General features: G+C 67.6%; 17 protein-coding genes. 11 read left to right on the forward strand and 6 right to left on the reverse strand.

Annotated elements, in window-relative coordinates:
* Positions 1-140 precede the first annotated feature (140 nt).
* A complete protein-coding gene (locus EC839_RS08275) occupies positions 141-515 on the forward strand; it encodes a hypothetical protein (RefSeq protein ID WP_007161191.1) in 375 nt (124 codons plus the stop codon).
* 130 nt (positions 516-645) lie between these two features.
* Entirely contained in the window at positions 646-1806 is a 1161-nt protein-coding gene (locus tag EC839_RS08280) for a C4-dicarboxylate ABC transporter (protein ID WP_007161192.1), read from the forward strand.
* On the opposite strand, the gene EC839_RS08285 is transcribed toward EC839_RS08280, so the two are convergent.
* Positions 1803-3695, reverse strand: coding sequence for a sigma-54-dependent Fis family transcriptional regulator (locus tag EC839_RS08285; protein ID WP_007161193.1), 1893 nt, complete (start codon positions 3693-3695; stop codon positions 1803-1805). The two genes, EC839_RS08280 and EC839_RS08285, sit on opposite strands and share 4 nt — an antisense overlap.
* Before the next feature lie 249 nt (positions 3696-3944).
* On the opposite strand from EC839_RS08285, the gene EC839_RS08290 reads away from it, so the two are divergent.
* The 6 genes from EC839_RS08290 to EC839_RS08315 all read left to right on the forward strand — a co-directional run bounded on the left by EC839_RS08290 (position 3945) and on the right by EC839_RS08315 (position 10507).
* On the forward strand, positions 3945-5465 hold the full coding sequence (locus EC839_RS08290; RefSeq protein ID WP_007161194.1) for an aldehyde dehydrogenase family protein: 1521 nt from the start codon (positions 3945-3947) through the stop codon (positions 5463-5465).
* A gap of 250 nt (positions 5466-5715) precedes the next feature.
* Positions 5716-6747 carry an alcohol dehydrogenase AdhP gene (gene adhP / locus EC839_RS08295; protein ID WP_007161195.1) on the forward strand — a complete coding sequence of 344 codons (1032 nt, stop codon included), beginning with the start codon at positions 5716-5718 and terminating at the stop codon, positions 6745-6747.
* Positions 6748-6922: 175 nt separating this feature from the next.
* Positions 6923-7570, forward strand: coding sequence for a DedA family protein (locus EC839_RS08300; protein ID WP_007161196.1), 648 nt, complete (start codon positions 6923-6925; stop codon positions 7568-7570).
* A 4-nt stretch (positions 7571-7574) separates the two neighbouring features.
* Positions 7575-8411, forward strand: a complete 837-nt coding sequence (locus tag EC839_RS08305; protein WP_007161197.1) for a zinc-dependent peptidase — start codon at positions 7575-7577, stop codon at positions 8409-8411.
* Between the two features lie 51 nt (positions 8412-8462).
* Positions 8463-8990 (forward strand): inorganic diphosphatase, encoded by a 528-nt coding sequence (gene ppa / locus EC839_RS08310; protein ID WP_007161198.1) that lies wholly within the window; start codon positions 8463-8465, stop codon positions 8988-8990.
* Positions 8991-9445: 455 nt separating this feature from the next.
* Positions 9446-10507 (forward strand): DUF748 domain-containing protein, encoded by a 1062-nt coding sequence (locus EC839_RS08315; RefSeq protein ID WP_007161199.1) that lies wholly within the window; start codon positions 9446-9448, stop codon positions 10505-10507.
* A 255-nt stretch (positions 10508-10762) separates the two neighbouring features.
* Here the strand turns inward: EC839_RS08315 and ilvA are convergent, their stop codons facing one another.
* Positions 10763-12304, reverse strand: a complete 1542-nt coding sequence (ilvA, locus tag EC839_RS08320; RefSeq protein WP_007161200.1) for a threonine ammonia-lyase, biosynthetic — start codon at positions 12302-12304, stop codon at positions 10763-10765.
* A gap of 263 nt (positions 12305-12567) precedes the next feature.
* On the opposite strand from ilvA, the gene EC839_RS08325 reads away from it, so the two are divergent.
* The 3 genes from EC839_RS08325 to dxs all read left to right on the forward strand — a co-directional run bounded on the left by EC839_RS08325 (position 12568) and on the right by dxs (position 15767).
* Positions 12568-12810: an exodeoxyribonuclease VII small subunit gene (locus tag EC839_RS08325; RefSeq protein ID WP_007161201.1), complete on the forward strand. Its 243-nt coding sequence runs from the start codon at positions 12568-12570 to the stop codon at positions 12808-12810.
* Complete coding sequence (locus EC839_RS08330) at positions 12807-13685, forward strand: polyprenyl synthetase family protein (protein ID WP_007161202.1); 879 nt, start codon at positions 12807-12809, stop codon at positions 13683-13685. Before EC839_RS08325 ends, EC839_RS08330 begins: the two co-directional genes overlap by 4 nt.
* Positions 13686-13835: 150 nt before the next feature.
* Positions 13836-15767, forward strand: a complete 1932-nt coding sequence (dxs, locus tag EC839_RS08335; protein ID WP_007161203.1) for a 1-deoxy-D-xylulose-5-phosphate synthase — start codon at positions 13836-13838, stop codon at positions 15765-15767.
* A gap of 33 nt (positions 15768-15800) precedes the next feature.
* Here dxs and ribA read toward each other — a convergent pair whose 3' ends face one another.
* The 4 genes from ribA to thiL all read right to left on the reverse strand — a co-directional run bounded on the left by ribA (position 15801) and on the right by thiL (position 18668).
* Positions 15801-16424 (reverse strand): GTP cyclohydrolase II, encoded by a 624-nt coding sequence (gene ribA, locus EC839_RS08340; protein WP_007161204.1) that lies wholly within the window; start codon positions 16422-16424, stop codon positions 15801-15803.
* A 95-nt stretch (positions 16425-16519) separates the two neighbouring features.
* A complete protein-coding gene (locus EC839_RS08345) occupies positions 16520-17152 on the reverse strand; it encodes a TIGR02281 family clan AA aspartic protease (RefSeq protein ID WP_007161205.1) in 633 nt (210 codons plus the stop codon).
* 27 nt (positions 17153-17179) lie between these two features.
* Positions 17180-17689: a phosphatidylglycerophosphatase A gene (locus tag EC839_RS08350; RefSeq protein WP_007161206.1), complete on the reverse strand. Its 510-nt coding sequence runs from the start codon at positions 17687-17689 to the stop codon at positions 17180-17182.
* A gap of 22 nt (positions 17690-17711) precedes the next feature.
* Positions 17712-18668, reverse strand: a complete 957-nt coding sequence (thiL, locus tag EC839_RS08355) for a thiamine-phosphate kinase (protein ID WP_007161207.1) — start codon at positions 18666-18668, stop codon at positions 17712-17714.
* Positions 18669-18680 lie beyond the last annotated feature (12 nt).

Genomic DNA, 18680 nt, shown 5'->3' on the forward strand with positions numbered 1-18680 from the left:
ATGGCCGTCGCGGATACCCGGCGCTGCGCCGGCCCCGGACGGCAGGATTTCGACTAGAGTGCGCAAGGCATCCCCGGCTTTGCAGATGCCCAAGTAGCCGTGGCTCCGTTCGCCCTGATAACAAGCACAAGAGGTCGACCATGCTGAAACACCTGCTGATCACCGCTGCAACCCTCTCCTTCGCCAGCCTGGCCCTGGCCGCCGCGCCGACCAAGGTCGCCGACACCGCCCTGGGCAAGGTGCTCGTCGACGGCAAGGGCATGACGCTCTACACCTTCGCCAAGGACAGCGCGGGCAAGTCCGCTTGCAACGGTCCCTGTGCCCAGAACTGGCCACCGCTGACAGCCGAAGCGGGCGCCAAGGCTGCCGATGGCTACAGCCTGGTCACTCGCGACGACGGCAGCCAGCAATGGGCCTACCAGAGCAAGCCGCTGTATATCTGGGTCAAGGACCACAAGCCGGGCGATACCACTGGAGATGGCGTCAATCAGGTCTGGCACGTGGCCAAGCCCTGATGCCCGGGCGCTGTCTGCCCCGTGCGGGCAGCGCTTTATCTATCCAATGGTTTAATATTTCATAATCATTCATTTTTAATGATAAGCGAGCAGACTTAGCCTGAGGGCCTTCCCTTTCAGGAGCCCGGCCATGCCGTTTTTCGCCGCTGTCCCAGCGCAGGCCCTCAGACCCTTCAGCCAGCTCGACCGCCCCCTGGAGGTCATCCGCCAGTTCACCCCCAACTGGTTCGCCGTGACCATGGGCACTGGCGTGTTGGCCCTCGCTCTGGCCGCCTTCCCCTGGCAGTTTCCTGGATTGCACATCCTCGCCGAAGGCCTCTGGCTGCTCGCTGTGCTGCTGTTCGGCCTGTTCACCGGGCTCTATGCCGCCCGCTGGCTGCTGTTCTTCGACGAGGCCCGCGAGATCTTCGCCCACGCCACCGTCTCGATGTCTATCGGCACCATCCCCATGGGCCTGGCCACGCTGATCAACGGCCTGCTGCTGTTCGGCCTGCCGCGCTGGGGCGCGGCGGTGCTGCCCCTGGCACTCGGCCTCTGGTGGCTGGATGTGGCCATGGCACTGGCTTGCGGGGTGCTGATCCCCTATCTGATGTTTACCCGCCAGGCGCATCGCATCGACCAGATGACCGCGGTCTGGCTGTTGCCGGTGGTGGCCGCGGAGGTGGCGGCGGCCAGTGGCGGCCTGCTGCTGCCGCACCTGGCGGCCGGCGAGCACTTCACCGTACTCGTCGCCAGCTATGTGCTCTGGGCCTATTCGGTGCCGGTCGCCCTCAGCCTGCTGGTGATCCTGCTGCTGCGCCTGGCGCTGCACAGGCTGCCGCCGGCCAGTATGGCGGCGTCGAGCTGGCTGGCGCTGGGTCCGATCGCCACCGGTGCCCTGGGTCTCCTGGTACTGGGCAGCGCGGCGCCCGCGGTGTTCGCCGCCCATGGCCTGGCCGGCATTGGCGAGATCGCCCGGGGCCTGGGCCTGCTGGGCGCGCTGCTGCTCTGGGGCCTGGGGCTCTGGTGGCTGGCGCTGGCGGTGCTGGTGACCCAGCGCCAGGCCCGGGAGGGCATGCCCTTCAACCTGGGCTGGTGGGGCTTCACCTTTCCCCTGGGCGTCTATGCCCTTACCACCCTGCGCCTGGGCGAGGCCCTGGCGGCGCCCTTCTTCACCGGTCTGGGCGCCGCGCTGGTGGTACTGCTGGCCTTGCTGTGGATCCTGGTCGCCAGCCGCACCCTGGCAGGCGCCTACCGGGGCAGCTTGTTCGTCTCGCCCTGCATCGCCCACCTGTGCAAGAAGGTGCGCTAATCCTGCGGGCGCTGCAGGCCGTGCTGATGCAGCCAGCGATAGAGGGTGTTGCGACTCACCCCCAGGCGCTTGGCGGCGCGGGTCATCTGCCAGTGGCAGTCGTCCAGCACCGCGCGCAGCTCCTCCCGGGCGCTGTCCACCGGCGCCACGCTGGACGGCAGGGGCAGCCGGGCGCCACGGCAGTCGGCGGGTAGCTCGTCCAGGCCGATATGGCCGTCTTCGCTGAGGGCCACCAGGGTGCGCAGCACGGTGCGCAACTGGCGGACGTTGCCGGGCCAGGGCTGGGCCAGCAGGCAGGCGCGCGCGGCCGGATCGAGGCGGATCGACTCGCCACGCGCCTCTTCGGCCAGCAGCTGATCGAGCAGCTCGCCGCGGTCACTGCGTTCGCGCAGCGCCGGCAGGGTCACCACCAGACCGCGCAGGCGGTAGTAGAGGTCTTCGCGAAAGCTGCCGGCGGCCACCAGGGCCTCGAGATCGCGGTGACTGGCGCTGACCAGGCGCAGGTCCAAAGCCCGCGGTGCCCCGCCGCCGAGGGGGACCACCTGGCGCTCTTCCAGCACCCTGAGCAAGCGGGTCTGCAGCGCCAGCGGCATGTCGCCGATCTCGTCGAGAAAGAGGATGCCGCCATCCGCCTGCTGCAACTTGCCGGCCATGCCTTCCTTGCGCGCCCCGGTGAAACTGCCGCCGCGATAGCCGAACAGCTCGCTTTCGATCAGCGTCTCCGGGATGGCCGCGCAATTGAGGGCGACGAAGGCCTGGCCGGCGCGACTGCTGGCGCGGTGCAGGGCGCTGGCGAAGGCTTCCTTGCCGGTGCCGGTCTCGCCGTGCAGCAGCACCGGCACGTCGCGCTCCAGGACCTTGAGCGCCCGGGTGAAATCCCGCGCCAGGGCCGGATCGGCCAGGCAGATGCCGCTGGGCAGGGGCGCCTTGGGCACCGCTACCGGGGTGACCGGCCGTACCTGGGGACCGCGCACCAGGCCGTGGAAGCCCTGGCCCTGGCGGCCGCGCAGCGCCCAGCAGGCGCTGGGTTGCGGACGGGCGCGCTCCAGCAGGTCGTCCTGCCGCAACTCGAACAGGCTCTCCATCCGCTGCCCCAGCACCGCGCTACGCGCCAGGCCCAGCAGCATCAGGGCGGTCTCGTTGGCGGCCTGGACGCAACCCTCGTCGTCGAAGGCCAGCAGCCCTTCGCTGAGCAGACCGACATAGGCCGCCTGGGCATGGAAGCGCAGCAGGTAGCCGTCGGCGTAGCGGTCGAGGAAGTAGCAACTCTCAATCAGCTTGGCCGAGAGATTGACCAGCGCCATGGTATGGAACTGGCCCTGGCGCGAGGCTTCCTGGCGGGCGGTGGAGACGTCCAGCACCGCCAGCAACTCGCCGGCCGGATCGAAGACCGGACTGGCCGAGCAGGTCAGCTGGGTATGGCGACTGCGAAAGTGTTCGTCGCGATGGATGGTCAGCGCCTGGCGCTCCACCACGCAGGTGCCGATGCCGTTGGTGCCCTCGCAGGCCTCGCTCCAGTCGGCGCCCAGCCACAGCCCGGCCTGCTGGAAGGTCTCGCGCTCGGCCTCGGCGGTGACGCAATCGAGGATCAGCCCGCGGGCATCGGTGAGCAGCACGGCATGGCCGGCGCCGCCGAGTTGCTGGTGCAGGGCATTCATCTGGCCACGGGCGATCTGCAGGACCCGCTGCTGACGCTGGCGGTGTTCGTCGAAGCGGGCGCGCTCCAGCACCCAGGGCGCTACCGGAGCGGCCGGGTCGAGCTGGTGCTCGTCGAGACAGCGCCGCCAGGAGCGGGCGATGGCCGGATCGCTGGCCGGGCCGTCGAGGACGGCGCCGCGAGCAAGTTCGAGCACCTGGCTGGCATGACGATCGGACGGGGTGGCGGCCATTGTTGTTGTCCTCCGCGGGGGCGTCTGCGCGGCCCCCAGCATAGGCCAAATCGGGTGGACTGGGCACTCTGTCACCCCCAGGTGACAGGCTGTCACGCCAAGGGGTGACACCTCTGTCACAGTGACAGGGAGCGGCTTTCCCCGAGACAGGCCGCAAGGCCGCAACCATGCGGGTTCGCCCGACTTGGCCCGCGCCTTGCTCAGGATCGGAGCGCCGCTCTTCCTACAAGAACAAACAGGAGACCCACCATGCGCTATGCAGCTCCCGGCACCCAAGACGCCCTGCTGACCCTGCAGGCCCGCTACGGCAACTACATCGGCGGCGAATTCGTCGCCCCGGTGAAAGGCCAGTACTTCACCAACACCTCCCCGGTGAACGGCTCGGTGATCGGTGAATTCCCCCGCTCCGACGCCGCCGACATCGAGCGCGCCCTGGACGCCGCCCATGCCGCCGCCGATGCCTGGGGCCGCACCTCGGTGCAGGACCGCTCGCTGATCCTGCTCAAGATCGCCGACCGCATCGAACAGAATCTGGAAAAACTGGCCGTCGCCGAAACCTGGGACAACGGCAAGGCGGTGCGCGAGACGCTCAACGCCGACGTGCCCCTGGCCGCCGACCACTTCCGCTACTTCGCCGGCTGCATCCGCGCCCAGGAAGGCAGCGCCGCCGAGATCAACGACAAGACCGCCAGCTACCATTTCCACGAGCCATTGGGCGTGGTTGGCCAGATCATCCCCTGGAACTTCCCGCTGCTGATGGCCGCCTGGAAGTTGGCCCCGGCGCTGGCCGCCGGCAACTGCGTGGTGCTCAAGCCCGCCGAGCAGACCCCGCTGTCCATCACCCTGTTCGTCGAACTGGTCGGTGACCTGCTGCCGCCCGGCGTACTCAACGTGGTACAGGGCTATGGCAAGGAGGCCGGCGAGGCCCTGGCCACCAGCACCCGCATCGCCAAGATCGCCTTTACCGGCTCGACCCCGGTGGGTTCGCACATCCTCTCCTGCGCGGCCAAGAACATCATTCCGAGCACCGTGGAGCTGGGCGGCAAGTCGCCCAACATTTACTTCGAAGACATCATGCAGGCCGAGCCGAGCTTCATCGAAAAGGCCGCCGAAGGGCTGGTCCTGGGCTTCTTCAACCAGGGCGAGGTCTGCACCTGCCCCTCGCGCGCCTTGGTGCAGGAATCCATCTACGCGCCCTTCATGGAAGCGGTGATGAAGAAGATCGCCCAGATCAAGCGCGGCGATCCGCTGGACACCGACACCATGGTCGGCGCCCAGGCCTCCCAGCAGCAATTCGAGAAGATCGTCTCCTACCTGGAGATCGCCCGTCAGGAAGGCGCCGAATTCCTCACCGGCGGCAACGTCGAGAAGCTGCAGGGTGACCTGGCCAGCGGCTATTACATCCAGCCGACCCTGCTCAAGGGTCACAACAAGATGCGCGTCTTCCAGGAAGAGATCTTCGGCCCGGTGATCGGCGTAACCACCTTCAAGGACGAAGCCGAGGCCCTGGCCATCGCCAACGACACCGAGTTCGGCCTCGGCGCCGGGGTCTGGACCCGCGACATCAATCGCGCCTACCGCATGGGCCGCGGCATCAAGGCTGGTCGCGTCTGGACCAACTGCTACCACCTCTATCCCGCTCACGCCGCCTTCGGTGGCTACAAGAAATCCGGCGTCGGCCGGGAAACCCACAAGATGATGCTCGACCACTACCAGCAGACCAAGAATCTGCTGGTCAGCTACGACATCAATCCGCTGGGCTTCTTCTAGGAGCGACCGGCAGCCCCCGGGGCGCGGCCGCCACTGGCGGTGCCCCGGGGCCAACGCCGCTCCGCAACGACGCCTGGATCGCGCGCCTCAGCAGGACGTCGGGGCGCGCCTCCCGCCTGACCAGGATCAACACCCCTTCCCCGTGGGTGGCCGACGCTAGACGCAGCGGCCGCCCGTGGTGGACAGGTGCGTCCCGGCGCAGGCCCCGTCTGGCTTCATCCACGCATCATGCCTCCATGAGGGACTCGTCATGCCCAAAACAATGAAAGCCGCTGTCGTCACCGCCTTTGGCAAACCCCTGGAATTCCGCGAAGTCGAGGTGCCCACCCCGGGTGCCGGCCAAGTACTGGTCAAGATCGCCGCCAGCGGCGTCTGCCACACCGATCTGCACGCCGCCCAGGGCGATTGGCCGGTCAAGCCCAATCCGCCCTTCATCCCCGGCCACGAAGGCGTCGGCCATGTGGTGGCGGTGGGTGCCGGGGTCACCCACGTCAAGGAAGGCGACCGGGTCGGGGTGCCCTGGCTGTATTCCACCTGCGGCCACTGCGAACACTGCCTGGGCGGCTGGGAGACCCTCTGCGAATCCCAGCAGAACACCGGCTACTCGGTGAACGGCGGCTTCGCCGAATACACCCTGGCCGATGCCGGCTACGTCGGGCGCCTGCCGGACAATGTCGGCTTCGTCGAGATCGCGCCCATCCTCTGCGCGGGGGTCACCGTCTACAAGGGCCTGAAGATGACCGATACCCGGCCGGGCAACTGGGTGGTGATCTCCGGCATCGGCGGGCTTGGCCACATGGCGGTGCAGTACGCCCGGGCCATGGGCCTCAACGTGGCGGCGGTGGACGTGGATGACCGGAAACTCAATCTCGCCCGCCGGCTGGGCGCCGAGGTCACGGTCAACGCCCGCGAGCAGGATCCGGCGGCCTACCTGAAGCAGGAGATCGGCGGTGCCCACGGCGCCCTGGTCACGGCGGTCTCGCCCAAGGCCTTCGAACAGGCCATCGGCATGACCCGCCGGGGCGGCACCATCGCCCTCAACGGCCTGCCGCCGGGCGACTTCCCGCTGTCGATCTTCGACATGGTGCTCAACGGCACCACGGTGCGTGGCTCCATCGTCGGCACCCGCCTGGACCTGCAGGAGGCGCTGGACTTCGCCGGTGAAGGCAAGGTCAAGGCCACGGTGAGCGCCGAACCGCTGGAGAACATCAATGACATTTTCGCCCGCATGCACGGTGGCGGCATCGAGGGTCGGGTGGTGATCGACATGGCGCTGAGCTGAGACCTGGCTCGCCACTCCCGCGCCCATCCGGGCGCGGGACTGAACCTTTGCCCTACCCTGACCTCTGAGCGGCTGGCGTTTCTTCCCGGCGCCGATCTCGACCAGGCCACAAAACCCGGTCCCGGCTGCCTTTATAATCGCCGCCGGACCCTCGCAACCACGGTAGGCACGCCCCATGGAATTCAACCCGATCGATCTGATCCTGCACCTCGACGTCTATCTTAGCGGGTTGGTCGCCCAGTACGGCACCTGGATCTACGCCATTCTCTTCGCCGTGATCTTCTGCGAGACGGGTCTGGTGGTCATGCCCTTCCTGCCCGGCGACTCCCTGCTGTTCATCGCCGGCGCGCTCTCCGCCCTCGGCGACATGGACCCCTATCTGCTGGCCGGCCTGCTGATGTTCGCCGCGGTGGCGGGCGACAGCACCAACTACCTGATCGGCCGCTTCGCCGGCGACAAGCTGTTCAGCAACCCCCATTCCAAGGTGTTCCGCCGCGACTACCTGCTGCGCACCCAGGCCTTCTACGAGCACCACGGCGGCAAGACCATCACCCTGGCGCGCTTCCTGCCCATCATCCGCACCTTCGCCCCCTTCGTCGCCGGCGTCGGCCGCATGCACTACCCCTACTTCCTGGCCTACAGCGTGCTCGGCTCGCTGCTCTGGGTCGGCGGTCTGGTGAGCCTCGGCTACTTCTTCGGCAACGTGCCCTTCATCAAGCAGAATCTCACCCTGATGGTGCTGGCCATCATCGGCATCTCCCTGCTGCCGATGATCCTCGGTCTGATCAAGAGCCGGCGCGCCGCGGTGCAGAGCGGAGTCTGAGTCCTTGGGTTTCTGGCGCGCCTGGCGCGAGCGGCGCCTGCTGGAGCGGGTCGCCATCGCCGATGACCTCTGGGCGCGCCTGCGCCAGCGCCTGCCGATCCTCGATGGCCTGACCGTCGAGGAAGACGCCTGGCTGCGCGAGCACTGCGTGCTGTTTCTCGCCGAGAAGCGCCTTACCCTGCTCCAGGGGCTAGAACTGGACGACGGCGATCGCCTCTTGTTGGCCGCCCAGGCCCTGCTGCCGCTGCTGCACCTGCCGGAAGCGGCGCTCTATCCCAACGTGCGCGAGATCGTCGTCTACCCGGACGCCTTCGTCAGCCCCCAGCGCCATCGCGACGAGGGCGGTCTGGAGCACGAATGGGACGAGGAACGCGACGGCGAAGCCTGGGATCGCGGCCAGGTGGTGCTGGCCTGGCCCGGCATCCAGGCCAGTGGCGGCTGGGAGGCCTACAACCTGGTCATCCACGAATTCGCCCATCTAATCGACCTGCTCGCCGGTGGCCTGTGCAACGGCCAGCCGCCGCTGCATGCAGGCATGTCCCAGGCCACCTGGACCAGCGCCCTACAACACGCCTATGACGAACTCAATCGCCAGCTCGACGCCGATCCGGACGCCGAGACCGCGCTCGCCCCCTATGCGGCGGAAAGCCCCGAGGAATTCTTCGCCGTCGCCTGCGAGTACTTCTTCAGCGCGCCCGACCTGCTCAGCGAACACTATCCGCAGGTCTACTGGCAGCTGCAGCAGCTGTTCCGCCAGGATCCGCGCCAGCGTCTCGCCGTCAGCCTGGCGAGCGTGCAACAGCCGACACACCCGGGGGCCGAGGCTCGAACCCCGATCTGAAAGCGCCTATACTCCCGGCCACTTTTCCCAACCGACCAGAGGGACCCGTTCATGAGCTACAGCAAGATTCCCGCCGGCAAAGACCTGCCGAACGACATCTACGTCGCCATCGAGATTCCGGCCAACCACGCACCGATCAAGTACGAGATCGACAAGGACAGCGACGCCCTCTTCGTCGACCGTTTCATGGCCACCCCCATGTTCTACCCGGCCAACTACGGCTACATCCCCAACACCCTGGCCGACGATGGCGATCCCCTGGACGTGCTGGTCGTGACCCCCTACCCGGTCGCTCCCGGCGCCGTGATCCGCGCCCGTCCGGTCGGCGTGCTGCACATGACCGACGAAGCCGGTGGTGACGCCAAGCTGATCGCCGTCCCCCACGACAAGCTGAGCGTCCTGTACAAGGACGTGAAGGAATACACCGACCTGCCGGCCCTGCTGCTGGAGCAGATCAAGCACTTCTTCGAGAACTACAAGGACCTGGAGAAGGGCAAGTGGGTCAAGGTCGAAGGCTGGGGCGACGCCGACGCCGCCCGCGCCGAGATCACCAAGGCCGTGGCCGCCTACAAGGGCTGATCCACGCCGCTGTCGCAAAGCCCGGTTCGCCGGGCTTTTCTGTTTCAGGACGCAACGCCGGCCACGCCGGGCTTCCTATCCGACGGCAAAGCGACTACCCTGCACCCCTCGTCGCCATCCGCGACCCTGCGCCGATCCGCCATCTGCCGATCGCCGCCGGAGGCTCCAGGCCTCTTTCTCATCTGCCCGGCAAGGGCAACCCGGGCGGGCCGGGCTCACCAAAAATCAGCTCAACCCGCCCTCGAAAGCCGGCCACAAGCCGGCTTTTTTGCGTCTGCGATTCGAGCAGCGCTCAGCCAGGCCCAGCGGACCGACGTCCGGCTCGAATGCGGGCCATCCGGGCAGAGTCTTTCGCCCATGCCGGACCCTGGGTCTGGTCGCTCGACGTACTCACGAGAAACTCAGGCCCGCCCCGTGGGGTCGACCGGAGACGAGTACGCTCCCGAGCCACCGCCATGACCCGTCGCCTGCGTCTGCCCCTCTGCGTCTTCATCGGCCTGATCGTCCTGCTGCTGTGCCTGCACCTGGCCGCGCCCTTGGTGATCCGCCACTACCTCAACGAGAAGCTGGCCGACATGGGCGACTATCGCGGCCAGGTCACCGACGTGGACCTGGCCTGGTGGCGCGGCGCCTATCGCATCGAGGGCCTGGAGATCGTCAAGGTCAACGGCAAGGTGCCGGTGCCCTTTCTCAAGGCGCCCAGCATCGACATCGCGGTGAGCTGGCGCTCGCTGTGGCGGGACCATGCCATCGTCGGACGCATCCTCTTCGATCGTCCCGAACTCAACTTCGTCGACGGCGGCGCGCGCAAGGAGCAATCGCAGACCGGTGAAGGCACCGACTGGCAGGACCAAGTCGACAAGCTGATCTCCATCACCCTCGACGAGGTGCGGGTGGTCAATGGGCGGGTGACCTTCCGCAACTTCAATTCCAAGCCCCAGGTGAATCTGGCGGCCACCGACGTCAACGCCAGCCTCTACAACCTGACCAACGCCGCCGACGTCCAGGGCGAACGCATCGCCCACTTCGAAGGCAAGGCCACCATCCTCGGCAGCGCGCCACTGGAAGCCAGCGCTCGCTTCGATCCCTTCAAGGATTTCACCGACTTCGACTTCCGCCTGCGCGTGACCGACATCGACCTGCCCAAGCTCAACGACTTCGCCCGCGCCTACGGCAAGTTCGATTTCCGCGCCGGCAGCGGCGACGTGGTAGTCGAAGCCAAGGCAGTGGATGGTCGGCTCAGCGGCTACGTCAAACCCCTGATGAAGAACGTCGACATCTTCGACTGGCAGCAGGACGTCGAGAATCGCAACAAGAACGCCCTGGAAAGCGCCTGGGAAGCCGTGGTCGGCACTGCCCAGACGCTGCTGAAGAACCAGCCCCGCGATCAATTCGCCACCCGGGTGGATCTTTCCGGAAGCGTGAAGGATCAGGACATCAGCCCGCTGCAGGCCTTCTTCAATATCCTGCGCAACGCCTTCGTGCGGGCCTTCAACGCCCGCTACGACGCGGATTGAGGCCACCCCACATGGGTTGGCGCTGAGCGAAGCGAAGCCCAACGGGCTGGATTATCGGTGTTTGGCCGCCCTTACCCCAGCCCTCTCCCCGAGGGAGAGGGGGCGGTTAGACTCCGCAGCTCGTAGCATGGAAAACCGCGCAGCGTTTTCCACTGACAGGCTCCGCTGCCAACGGTGGATAAGGCTCCGCCGTTGTCCACCCTACCCGTATGCCCCCGTAGGTTGGCGTTGAGCGCAGCGAAGCCCAACCCCTTTTCACCCGATAAACAACCGATACGCCGGATTCTCCGTCTCGTCCCAATAGCGATAGCCGATGGCATCCAGGGTCGCCAGCAGCTCTTCCCGCTCGGCCTGGCTAGCCTCCAGCCCCGCGAACACCCGGCCATCCGCCGCGCCGTGGTTACGGTAATGGAACATGCTGATGTTCCAGCGCCCGCCCAGCTTTTCGAGAAAGTCGAACAGGGCGCGGGGGCGCTCCGGAAACTCGAAACGAAATACCTGCTCCTGGCCGACCCGTGCGGCATGGCCGCCCACGGTGTGACGGATATGCAGCTTGGCCAGTTCGTTGTCGGTCAGGTCCAGCACCGGGAAGCCCTGGTCGCGCAGCCCCTGGATGAGGGCGTCACGTGGATCGCGCTGGGGATGGGTCTGGACGCCAACGAAGATGTGGGCCTCTTCGCCGGTGTGGTAGCGGTAGTTGAATTCGGTGATCTGCCGCCGGCCCAGGGCCTCGCAGAAGGCGCGAAAGCTGCCCGGACGCTCGGGAATGGTCACGGCGATGATGGCTTCGCGCTGCTCGCCCAGCTCGGCACGCTCGGCCACATGGCGCAAGCGGTCGAAGTTGATGTTGGCACCCGAATCGATGGCCACCAGCACCTGGCCGCCGCTGCCTTCACGCTCGGCGTATTTCTTGATCCCCGCCACGCCCAGGGCGCCGGCCGGTTCGGTGATGGAGCGGGTATCGTCGTAGATGTCCTTGATCGCCGCGCAGATCTCGTCGGAGCTGACGGTGATCACCTCGTCGACATAGCGCCGACAGACCTCGAAGGTGTGATGGCCGATCTGGGCCACGGCCACGCCGTCGGCGAACAGCCCCACCCGCGGCAGCACCACCCGCTCCCTCGCGGCCATGGCCTGCTGCAGGCAGTTGGAGTCGTCCGGTTCGACACCGATCACCCTGATCTCGGGGCGCAGGTATTTCACGTAGGCCGCGATGCCGGCGATCAGGCCGCCACCGCCCACGGGGACGAAGATGGCGTCCAGGCGACCGGGATGCTGGCGCAGGATCTCCATGGCCACGGTGCCCTGGCCGGCGATGACGTCCGGATCGTCATAGGGCGGCACGAAGGTGTAGCCCTGTTCCTCGACCAGGCGCAGCGCCTCGGCCAGGGCCTCGGGAAAGGCGTCGCCGTGCAGCACCACCTCGCCACCACGCGATTGCACGCCGATGACCTTGAGCTCCGGCGTGGTCCGCGGCATCACGATGATCGCCCGCACGCCGAGCTCGCGCGCCGCCAGGGACAGGCCCTGGGCGTGGTTGCCGGCGCTGGCGGTGATCACCCCACGGGCCTTTTCGCTGGCCGAGAGGCTGGCCAGCTTGGTGTAGGCACCGCGGATTTTGAAGGAAAACACCGGCTGCAGGTCTTCGCGCTTGAGCAGCACCTGGCAGCCCAGTCGCTCGGACAGCGCCCGCGCCGGTTGCAGGGGCGTTTCGATCGCCACGTCGTAGACAGGGGCTTCGAGGATCTTGCGGGCATAGCGCTGCAAGAGATCGGTGGCGGGTTCCTGGGCGGTCATGGCGGGCTCCTGGGGTGTTTCGTCGGGGCCCAGGAGTCAGAAAGTACAAACCCGCCTCTTGGGCGGGTCTGGTTGCGCAGCTAACGCTGTCCCGCCATCAGGTAATGGCGGTAATAATGCTGGGGCGTTGGTGGCTGCGCGTTTTCATGCCCGCTACCCTAGGGCCTGGCCGGGCATGGCGTCAAGCGGCGCTGATGGCTGTGGCACAATGGCCGACCTGTAGCCCACTTCCCGCGACCCGATCGCCTCTGTCGAGAATCCCGATGGCCCGCAAGAAAGCTCCCGACTTCGAACAATCCCTGGCCGAATTGCAGACCCTGGTGGAACGCCTGGAAAGTGGCGAGCTGTCCCTGGAGGACTCCCTCGGCGCCTTCGAACAGGGCATCCGCCTGACCCGCGAATGCCAGGGCGCCCTGGCCCAGGCCGAGCAGAAGGTGCAGATCCTGCTGGAAAAGGACGGCGAACTCAGCGCCGCGCCCTTCGCCCCGGTTGGGGACGACGCATGATCGAGGCCTACCAGCAACGCTGCCAGACCCGCGTCGACACCGCCCTCGCCCCGCTCTTCACCGCCCCGCGCGCCGAACTCGCCCGGCTCTATGCGGCCATGGCCTACAGCGTCATGGGCGGCGGCAAGCGGGTGCGGCCGCTGCTGGTCTATGCCGCCTGCGAAGCCCTGGGCGGCGATTCGGCACGCGCCGACCAGGCTGCCTGCGCGGTTGAGCTGATCCACGCCTATTCCCTGGTCCACGACGACCTGCCGGCCATGGACGACGACGACCTGCGCCGCGGCCGGCCCACCACCCACAAGGCCTATGACGAAGCCTGCGCCATCCTTGCCGGCGACGGCCTGCAGACCCTGGCCTTCGAGACCCTGCTGGCGGCGCCCCAGGACGCCGCGGTGCGGCTGGAGATGGTCGCGGTGCTGGCGCGCGCCAGCGGCCCGGCGGGCATGGTCGGCGGCCAGGCCATCGACCTGGAATCGGTCGGCCGGCGCATCGACCAGCCGGCGCTGGAGACCATGCACCTGCACAAGACCGGCGCCCTGATCGCCGCCAGCGTGCAACTCGGCGCCCTGGCCAGCGAAGCCGCCGGTGCCGGCGAGCGTGAGGCCCTGGGCCGCTATGCCGAGGCCATTGGCCTGGCCTTCCAGGTCTGGGACGACGTGCTCGACATCGAAAGCGATACCCAGACCCTGGGCAAACGCCAGGGCGCTGATCTCGCCCGCGACAAACCGACCTACCCGGCGCTGCTCGGGCTGGACGCGGCCAAGGCCTATGCCCTGGAGCTGCGCGACACCGCCCTGGCCGCCATCGAGGCCCTGGGCGAGCCCGCCGAACCCCTGCGCGCCCTGGCCCGCTACATCGTCGCCAGGCGCAGCTAGCCGCATCCCGGCGGAAAAACTCGTGACCCGAGCCGCATTTGCCCCCGGGTCCGTTGTCACAGGGGCATAACAAGACGCCCTGTCCGCTGTTGGGATGCCACGCGGGCATCGGGTAAACTGCCTAATTCTCTGCGCAAAGTGATCAGCCAGATGCCCAAGACGTTTCACGAGATTCCCCGCCAGCGTCCCGCGACGCCCCTGCTCGACCGCATCGACTCGCCGGTCCAGCTGCGCCAGCTCGGTGATGCCGAGCTGGAAGCCGTCGCCGACGAACTGCGCGCCTTTCTCCTGTGGACCGTGGGCCAGACCGGCGGTCACTTCGGCGCCGGCCTCGGCGTCATCGAACTGACCGTGGCCCTGCACTACGTCTTCAACACCCCGGAAGACCGGCTGGTGTGGGACGTCGGTCACCAGGCCTATCCGCACAAGATCCTCACCGGTCGCCGCGAGGGCATGGCCAGCCTGCGCCAGAAGGACGGCCTGGCCGCCTTCCCGCGCCGCAGCGAGAGTGAGTACGACACCTTTGGCGTCGGTCACTCCAGCACCTCCATCGGCGCCGCCCTGGGCATGGCCATCGCCGCCCAGCTGCAAGGCATCGAGCGCAAGTCGGTCGCGGTGATCGGCGACGGCGCCCTGACCGCGGGCATGGCCTTCGAGGCCCTCAACCACGCCTCGGACACCGGCGCCAACATGCTGGTGGTGCTCAACGACAACGACATGTCCATCTCGCGCAATGTCGGTGGCCTATCCAACTACCTGGCACGACTGCTCTCCAGCCGCACCTACCAGCACCTGCGCGAGAACGGCAAGAAGGCCCTCTCCAAGCTGCCTGGTGCCTGGGAAATCGCCCGCCGCACCGAAGAGGCCGCCAAGGGCATGCTGGTGCCCGGCACCCTGTTCGAGGAACTGGGCTGGAACTACATCGGCCCCATCGACGGCCATGACCTGCCGACCCTGGTCACCACCCTGCGCAATCTGCGCGACGCCAAGGGCCCGCAGTTCCTCCACGTCATCACCCGCAAGGGCAAGGGCCTGTCCATCGCCGAGGCCGATCCCATCGGCTACCACGCCATCACCAAGCTGGAGCCGCTGGACGCCAAGCCCAAGCGCCCGGGCGCGCCCAAGTACTCCAACATTTTTGGCGACTGGCTGTGCGACATGGCCGCCGCCGATGCCAAGCTGGTGGGCATCACCCCGGCGATGAAGGAAGGCTCCGACCTGATCCGCTTCGCCGAACGCTATCCCGAGCGCTACTTCGACGTGGCCATCGCCGAGCAGCATGCGGTGACCCTGGCCGCCGGCCTGGCCTGCGACGGCATGAAGCCGGTGGTGGCCATCTACTCCACCTTCCTGCAGCGTGGCTACGATCAGCTGATCCACGACGTGGCGGTGCAGAATCTGGACGTACTCTTTGCCATCGACCGCGCCGGCCTGGTGGGCGAAGACGGCCCGACCCATGCCGGCAGCTTCGACCTGTCCTATCTGCGCTGCATCCCCGGCATGGTCATCATGGCGCCTAGCGACGAGAACGAGCTGCGCCGCCTGCTCACCACCGGCTATCGCCATCAGGGCCCCGCTGCGGTGCGCTACCCGCGTGGCAGCGGCCCCAATGCCGCCCTGGATCCGGGCCTGGAACCCCTGCCCATCGGTAAGGGCGTGGTGCGTCGCCAGAGCAGCCTGAAAAACGGCCCCAAGGTCGGCTTCCTGGTGTTTGGCGTGCAACTGGCCGAGGCCCTGCAGGTCGCTGAGCGCTTGGACGCCAGCGTGGCCGACATGAGATTCGTCAAGCCGCTGGACGAGGCGTTGATCCGCCAGTTCGCCGCCGACCACGACCTGCTGGTCACCGTCGAGGAAAACAGCGTCATGGGCGGTGCCGGCAGTGCGGTCAACGAATTCCTGCAGGCCAATGCCCTGGTCCAGCCGGTGCTCAACCTGGGTCTGCCGGATAGCTACATCGAACACGCCAAGCCGGCCGACATGCTGGCCGAGTGCGGTCTGGACGTCGCCGGGATCGAGCGCGCGGTGCGCGAGCGTCTGGCCCTGGCGGACCTGTCGCCGGCCGGTCTGCGCAAGGAAGCCTGAGCGGCGGCCAAGTCGAGATAGAAAAAAGGCGCCCTAGGGCGCCTTTTCCACGTCTTCGTTCTGATGCAGATTGCCGAGCATATGACCGAGCTTGCCCGCCTTGGTCAGCAGATAGCGGCGATTGTGCGGATTGAGGCCTTCCTGCAGCGGCACCCGCTCGGCGACCGGGATGCCCAGGACCTCGAGGGCCTTCACCTTGCGCGGATTATTGGTCATCAGCCGCAGCGAGGTGATGCCGAGGTGTTCGAGCATCGGCTTGCACAGCGCATAGGTACGCTGGTCGGCGCCGAAGCCCAGGCGCTCGTTGGCTTCCACGGTATCGGCGCCGGCATCCTGCAGCTCATAGGCACGGATCTTGTTGAGCAAGCCGATGCCGCGTCCTTCCTGGCGCAGATAGAGCAGCACGCCACGACCGGCCTCGGCGATGGCGCGCAGCGCCGCTTCCAGCTGGAAGCCGCAGTCGCATCTCAGGCTGAACAGCGCATCGCCGGTGAGGCACTCGGAATGCAGCCGCCCCAGGACCGGCTCGCCATCGGCCACGTCACCGAAGGTCAGGGCGACGTGCTCCTTGCCATCGGTCTCGTCGAGAAAACCGTGCATCGTGAACAGGCCGAAGGGGGTGGGCAGTTGGGAGGCGGCGACAAAGACGACGGACACCTGCGGGCTCCTGGCGGGGAAAGACGTACATTGTAACCTTTTCCCCGGCTCCGGCGTCATCGCCAGGGGTTATGACGTCGATACCCGATGATCTATCAGCGCGCCTGGACGTAGAAGATGCCCTGGGCCTCGCGCCAGCCTACGCGGTTGAGGAAACTCATGCCTAGCAGGCCCTGGCTGGGATAGTTGCCTTCCAGAACCATGGCGTCCACCCCGACCACCTCGACATCGCCTAGGCGCACCTGCTTGAGCGTGGTGCGCCAGGCGCGGGCATGCCCGCTGGCGGTCTCCACCCAGCCCGGGGTGCCGTCGCGATAGCTGATGCCCAGCTGATCGGCCTGGGCGCCACTCAGGGCGACGCTGGTGGCACCGGTGTCCACCAGCAGCGACACCGGACGGCCATTGACGTTGGCGGTGACCTGGTAATGACCGTTATTGCTGCGCGGCACGCTGAATTCGCGGCGTTGCGGGGCGCTGTAGCCATCGCTGTATTCGCGGTCGAGGGTAAAGGTCTGGGTCCGGCTGTCGATGCGCAGCACCGCCTGCTGGGGATCCGCGCTGACCACCTCGACGTCGTCCAGGCGCTGGCCGACCCGCAGCAACTTGCGCTGGCCATCGACGTTGACCACCGCGGCGCCATTGAACAACCCCACGACCCTGACCTGGGGTTGCGCCCAGGCGAGCGAACCGACGGCCAACAATAGGCCGTACGCGCCCAGTCTTTTCACTGCCCTGCTCCTTGGGCCTGCGTCTCGTCAGCCGACGAGATGACCCCAACCGATGTGTAATCCCTGAACCACCAGCCAGGCGAGGATGCCGGCCAGTACATCGTCGACCATGATGCCGACGCCGCCGCGGACATTGACATCCAGCCAGCGGATTGGCCAGGGCTTGCAGATGTCCAGCACGCGGAAGGCGACGAAACCCACCAGCAGCCAGATCAACCCCGGGGGCGCCAGCCAGAAGGTGATCCAGATGCCGACCATCTCATCCCAGACGATGCCTTCGTGGTCGTGCACACCCAGCTCGCGGGCGACCTTGCCGCACAACCAGCAGCCGAAGACGGTCAGCAGCACCAGCAGCAGCGGATAGCTCCAGCCGCCGAGCAGTTGCCAGAGCGGCAGGAAGGGCAAGGCGATCAGCGAACCCCAGGTCCCGGGCGCCTTGGGCAGGGTGCCGGAACCCAGGCCGAAGGCCAGGAAGTGCCAGGGATCGCGCCAGACCGACAGGGGGACCGGCTGGGCGGGGGCTTGCTGTTCGCTCAAGAGAAGACTCCGCGCCGGGGCGCTAGAAATGTTGGAAGCCGGCCTGCGCCGGGATCATGGGTTGACCGTCGGCGGCGAGGACGACAACGCCACTGCCCGCCTCGACCCGCCCGATCACTTGGGCCTGGGGCCAGGCGGCGGTCAGGGCCGGCGCCTGGTCAGGCGGCAGGGTGAAGACCAGCAGATAGTCGTCGCCCGCACCCAGGGCCAGGCGCAGCACCTCGTCGGCGGGAAAGAGTTCGGCCAGCGCCGGACTCACCGGCAGCCGCGCCGCCTCCACAACCAGGCGGACGCCGGAGGCCGCGGCGATGTGGCCGCAATCGGCGACCAGGCCGTCGGAGACGTCCTGGGCCGCCGTCGCCCGACCCCGCAGCCAGAGGCCGAGGTCGAATTGCGGCTGGGGTGCCCAGTAGCGTGCCAGCAGGTGCCGACTGGCGGCGCTCTCCGCGGCACGCTGACCGAGGACGAAGGGCAAGGCACCGCCGGCCTCGCCCGGCGCACCGCCCAGGCACAGCAGATCGCCCGGGCGGGCGCCGCTGCGCAAGAGCGCCTGACCGGCCGGCACCTGGCCGAAGACCGTGAGGGTGAGGGACAGCGGACCGCGGGTGGTGTCGCCACCGACCAGGCGCAACTCGCACTGCTCGGCCATCTGCGCGAGTCCCGCCGCCAGGCCTTCCAGCCAGGCGGGCTCGATGCTCGGCAGGGTCAGCGCCAGGGTGAAGCCCAGCGGCGCGGCGCCCATGGCGGCCAGGTCGCTGGCGCTCACCGCCAGGGCGCGCTGGCCGAGGCCATGGGCATCCGGGCAGGGATTGGGGAAATGCACCCCGGCGGTCAGGGTATCGGTGGAGACCGCCAGCTGTTCATTCGGGGCGGGTACCAGCAGCGCGCAGTCGTCCCCGATGCCCAGCGCCACGCCGGGTCCGCCACGGGCGCAGGGCGCCGCGGCGAAATAGCGACGGATGAGTTCGAATTCACCCATGCCCGCGGGCGA

Source organism: Pseudomonas sp. JUb52 (assembly GCF_004341115.1).
Taxonomy (GTDB): Bacteria; Pseudomonadota; Gammaproteobacteria; order Pseudomonadales; family Pseudomonadaceae; genus Chryseomonas; species Chryseomonas oryzihabitans.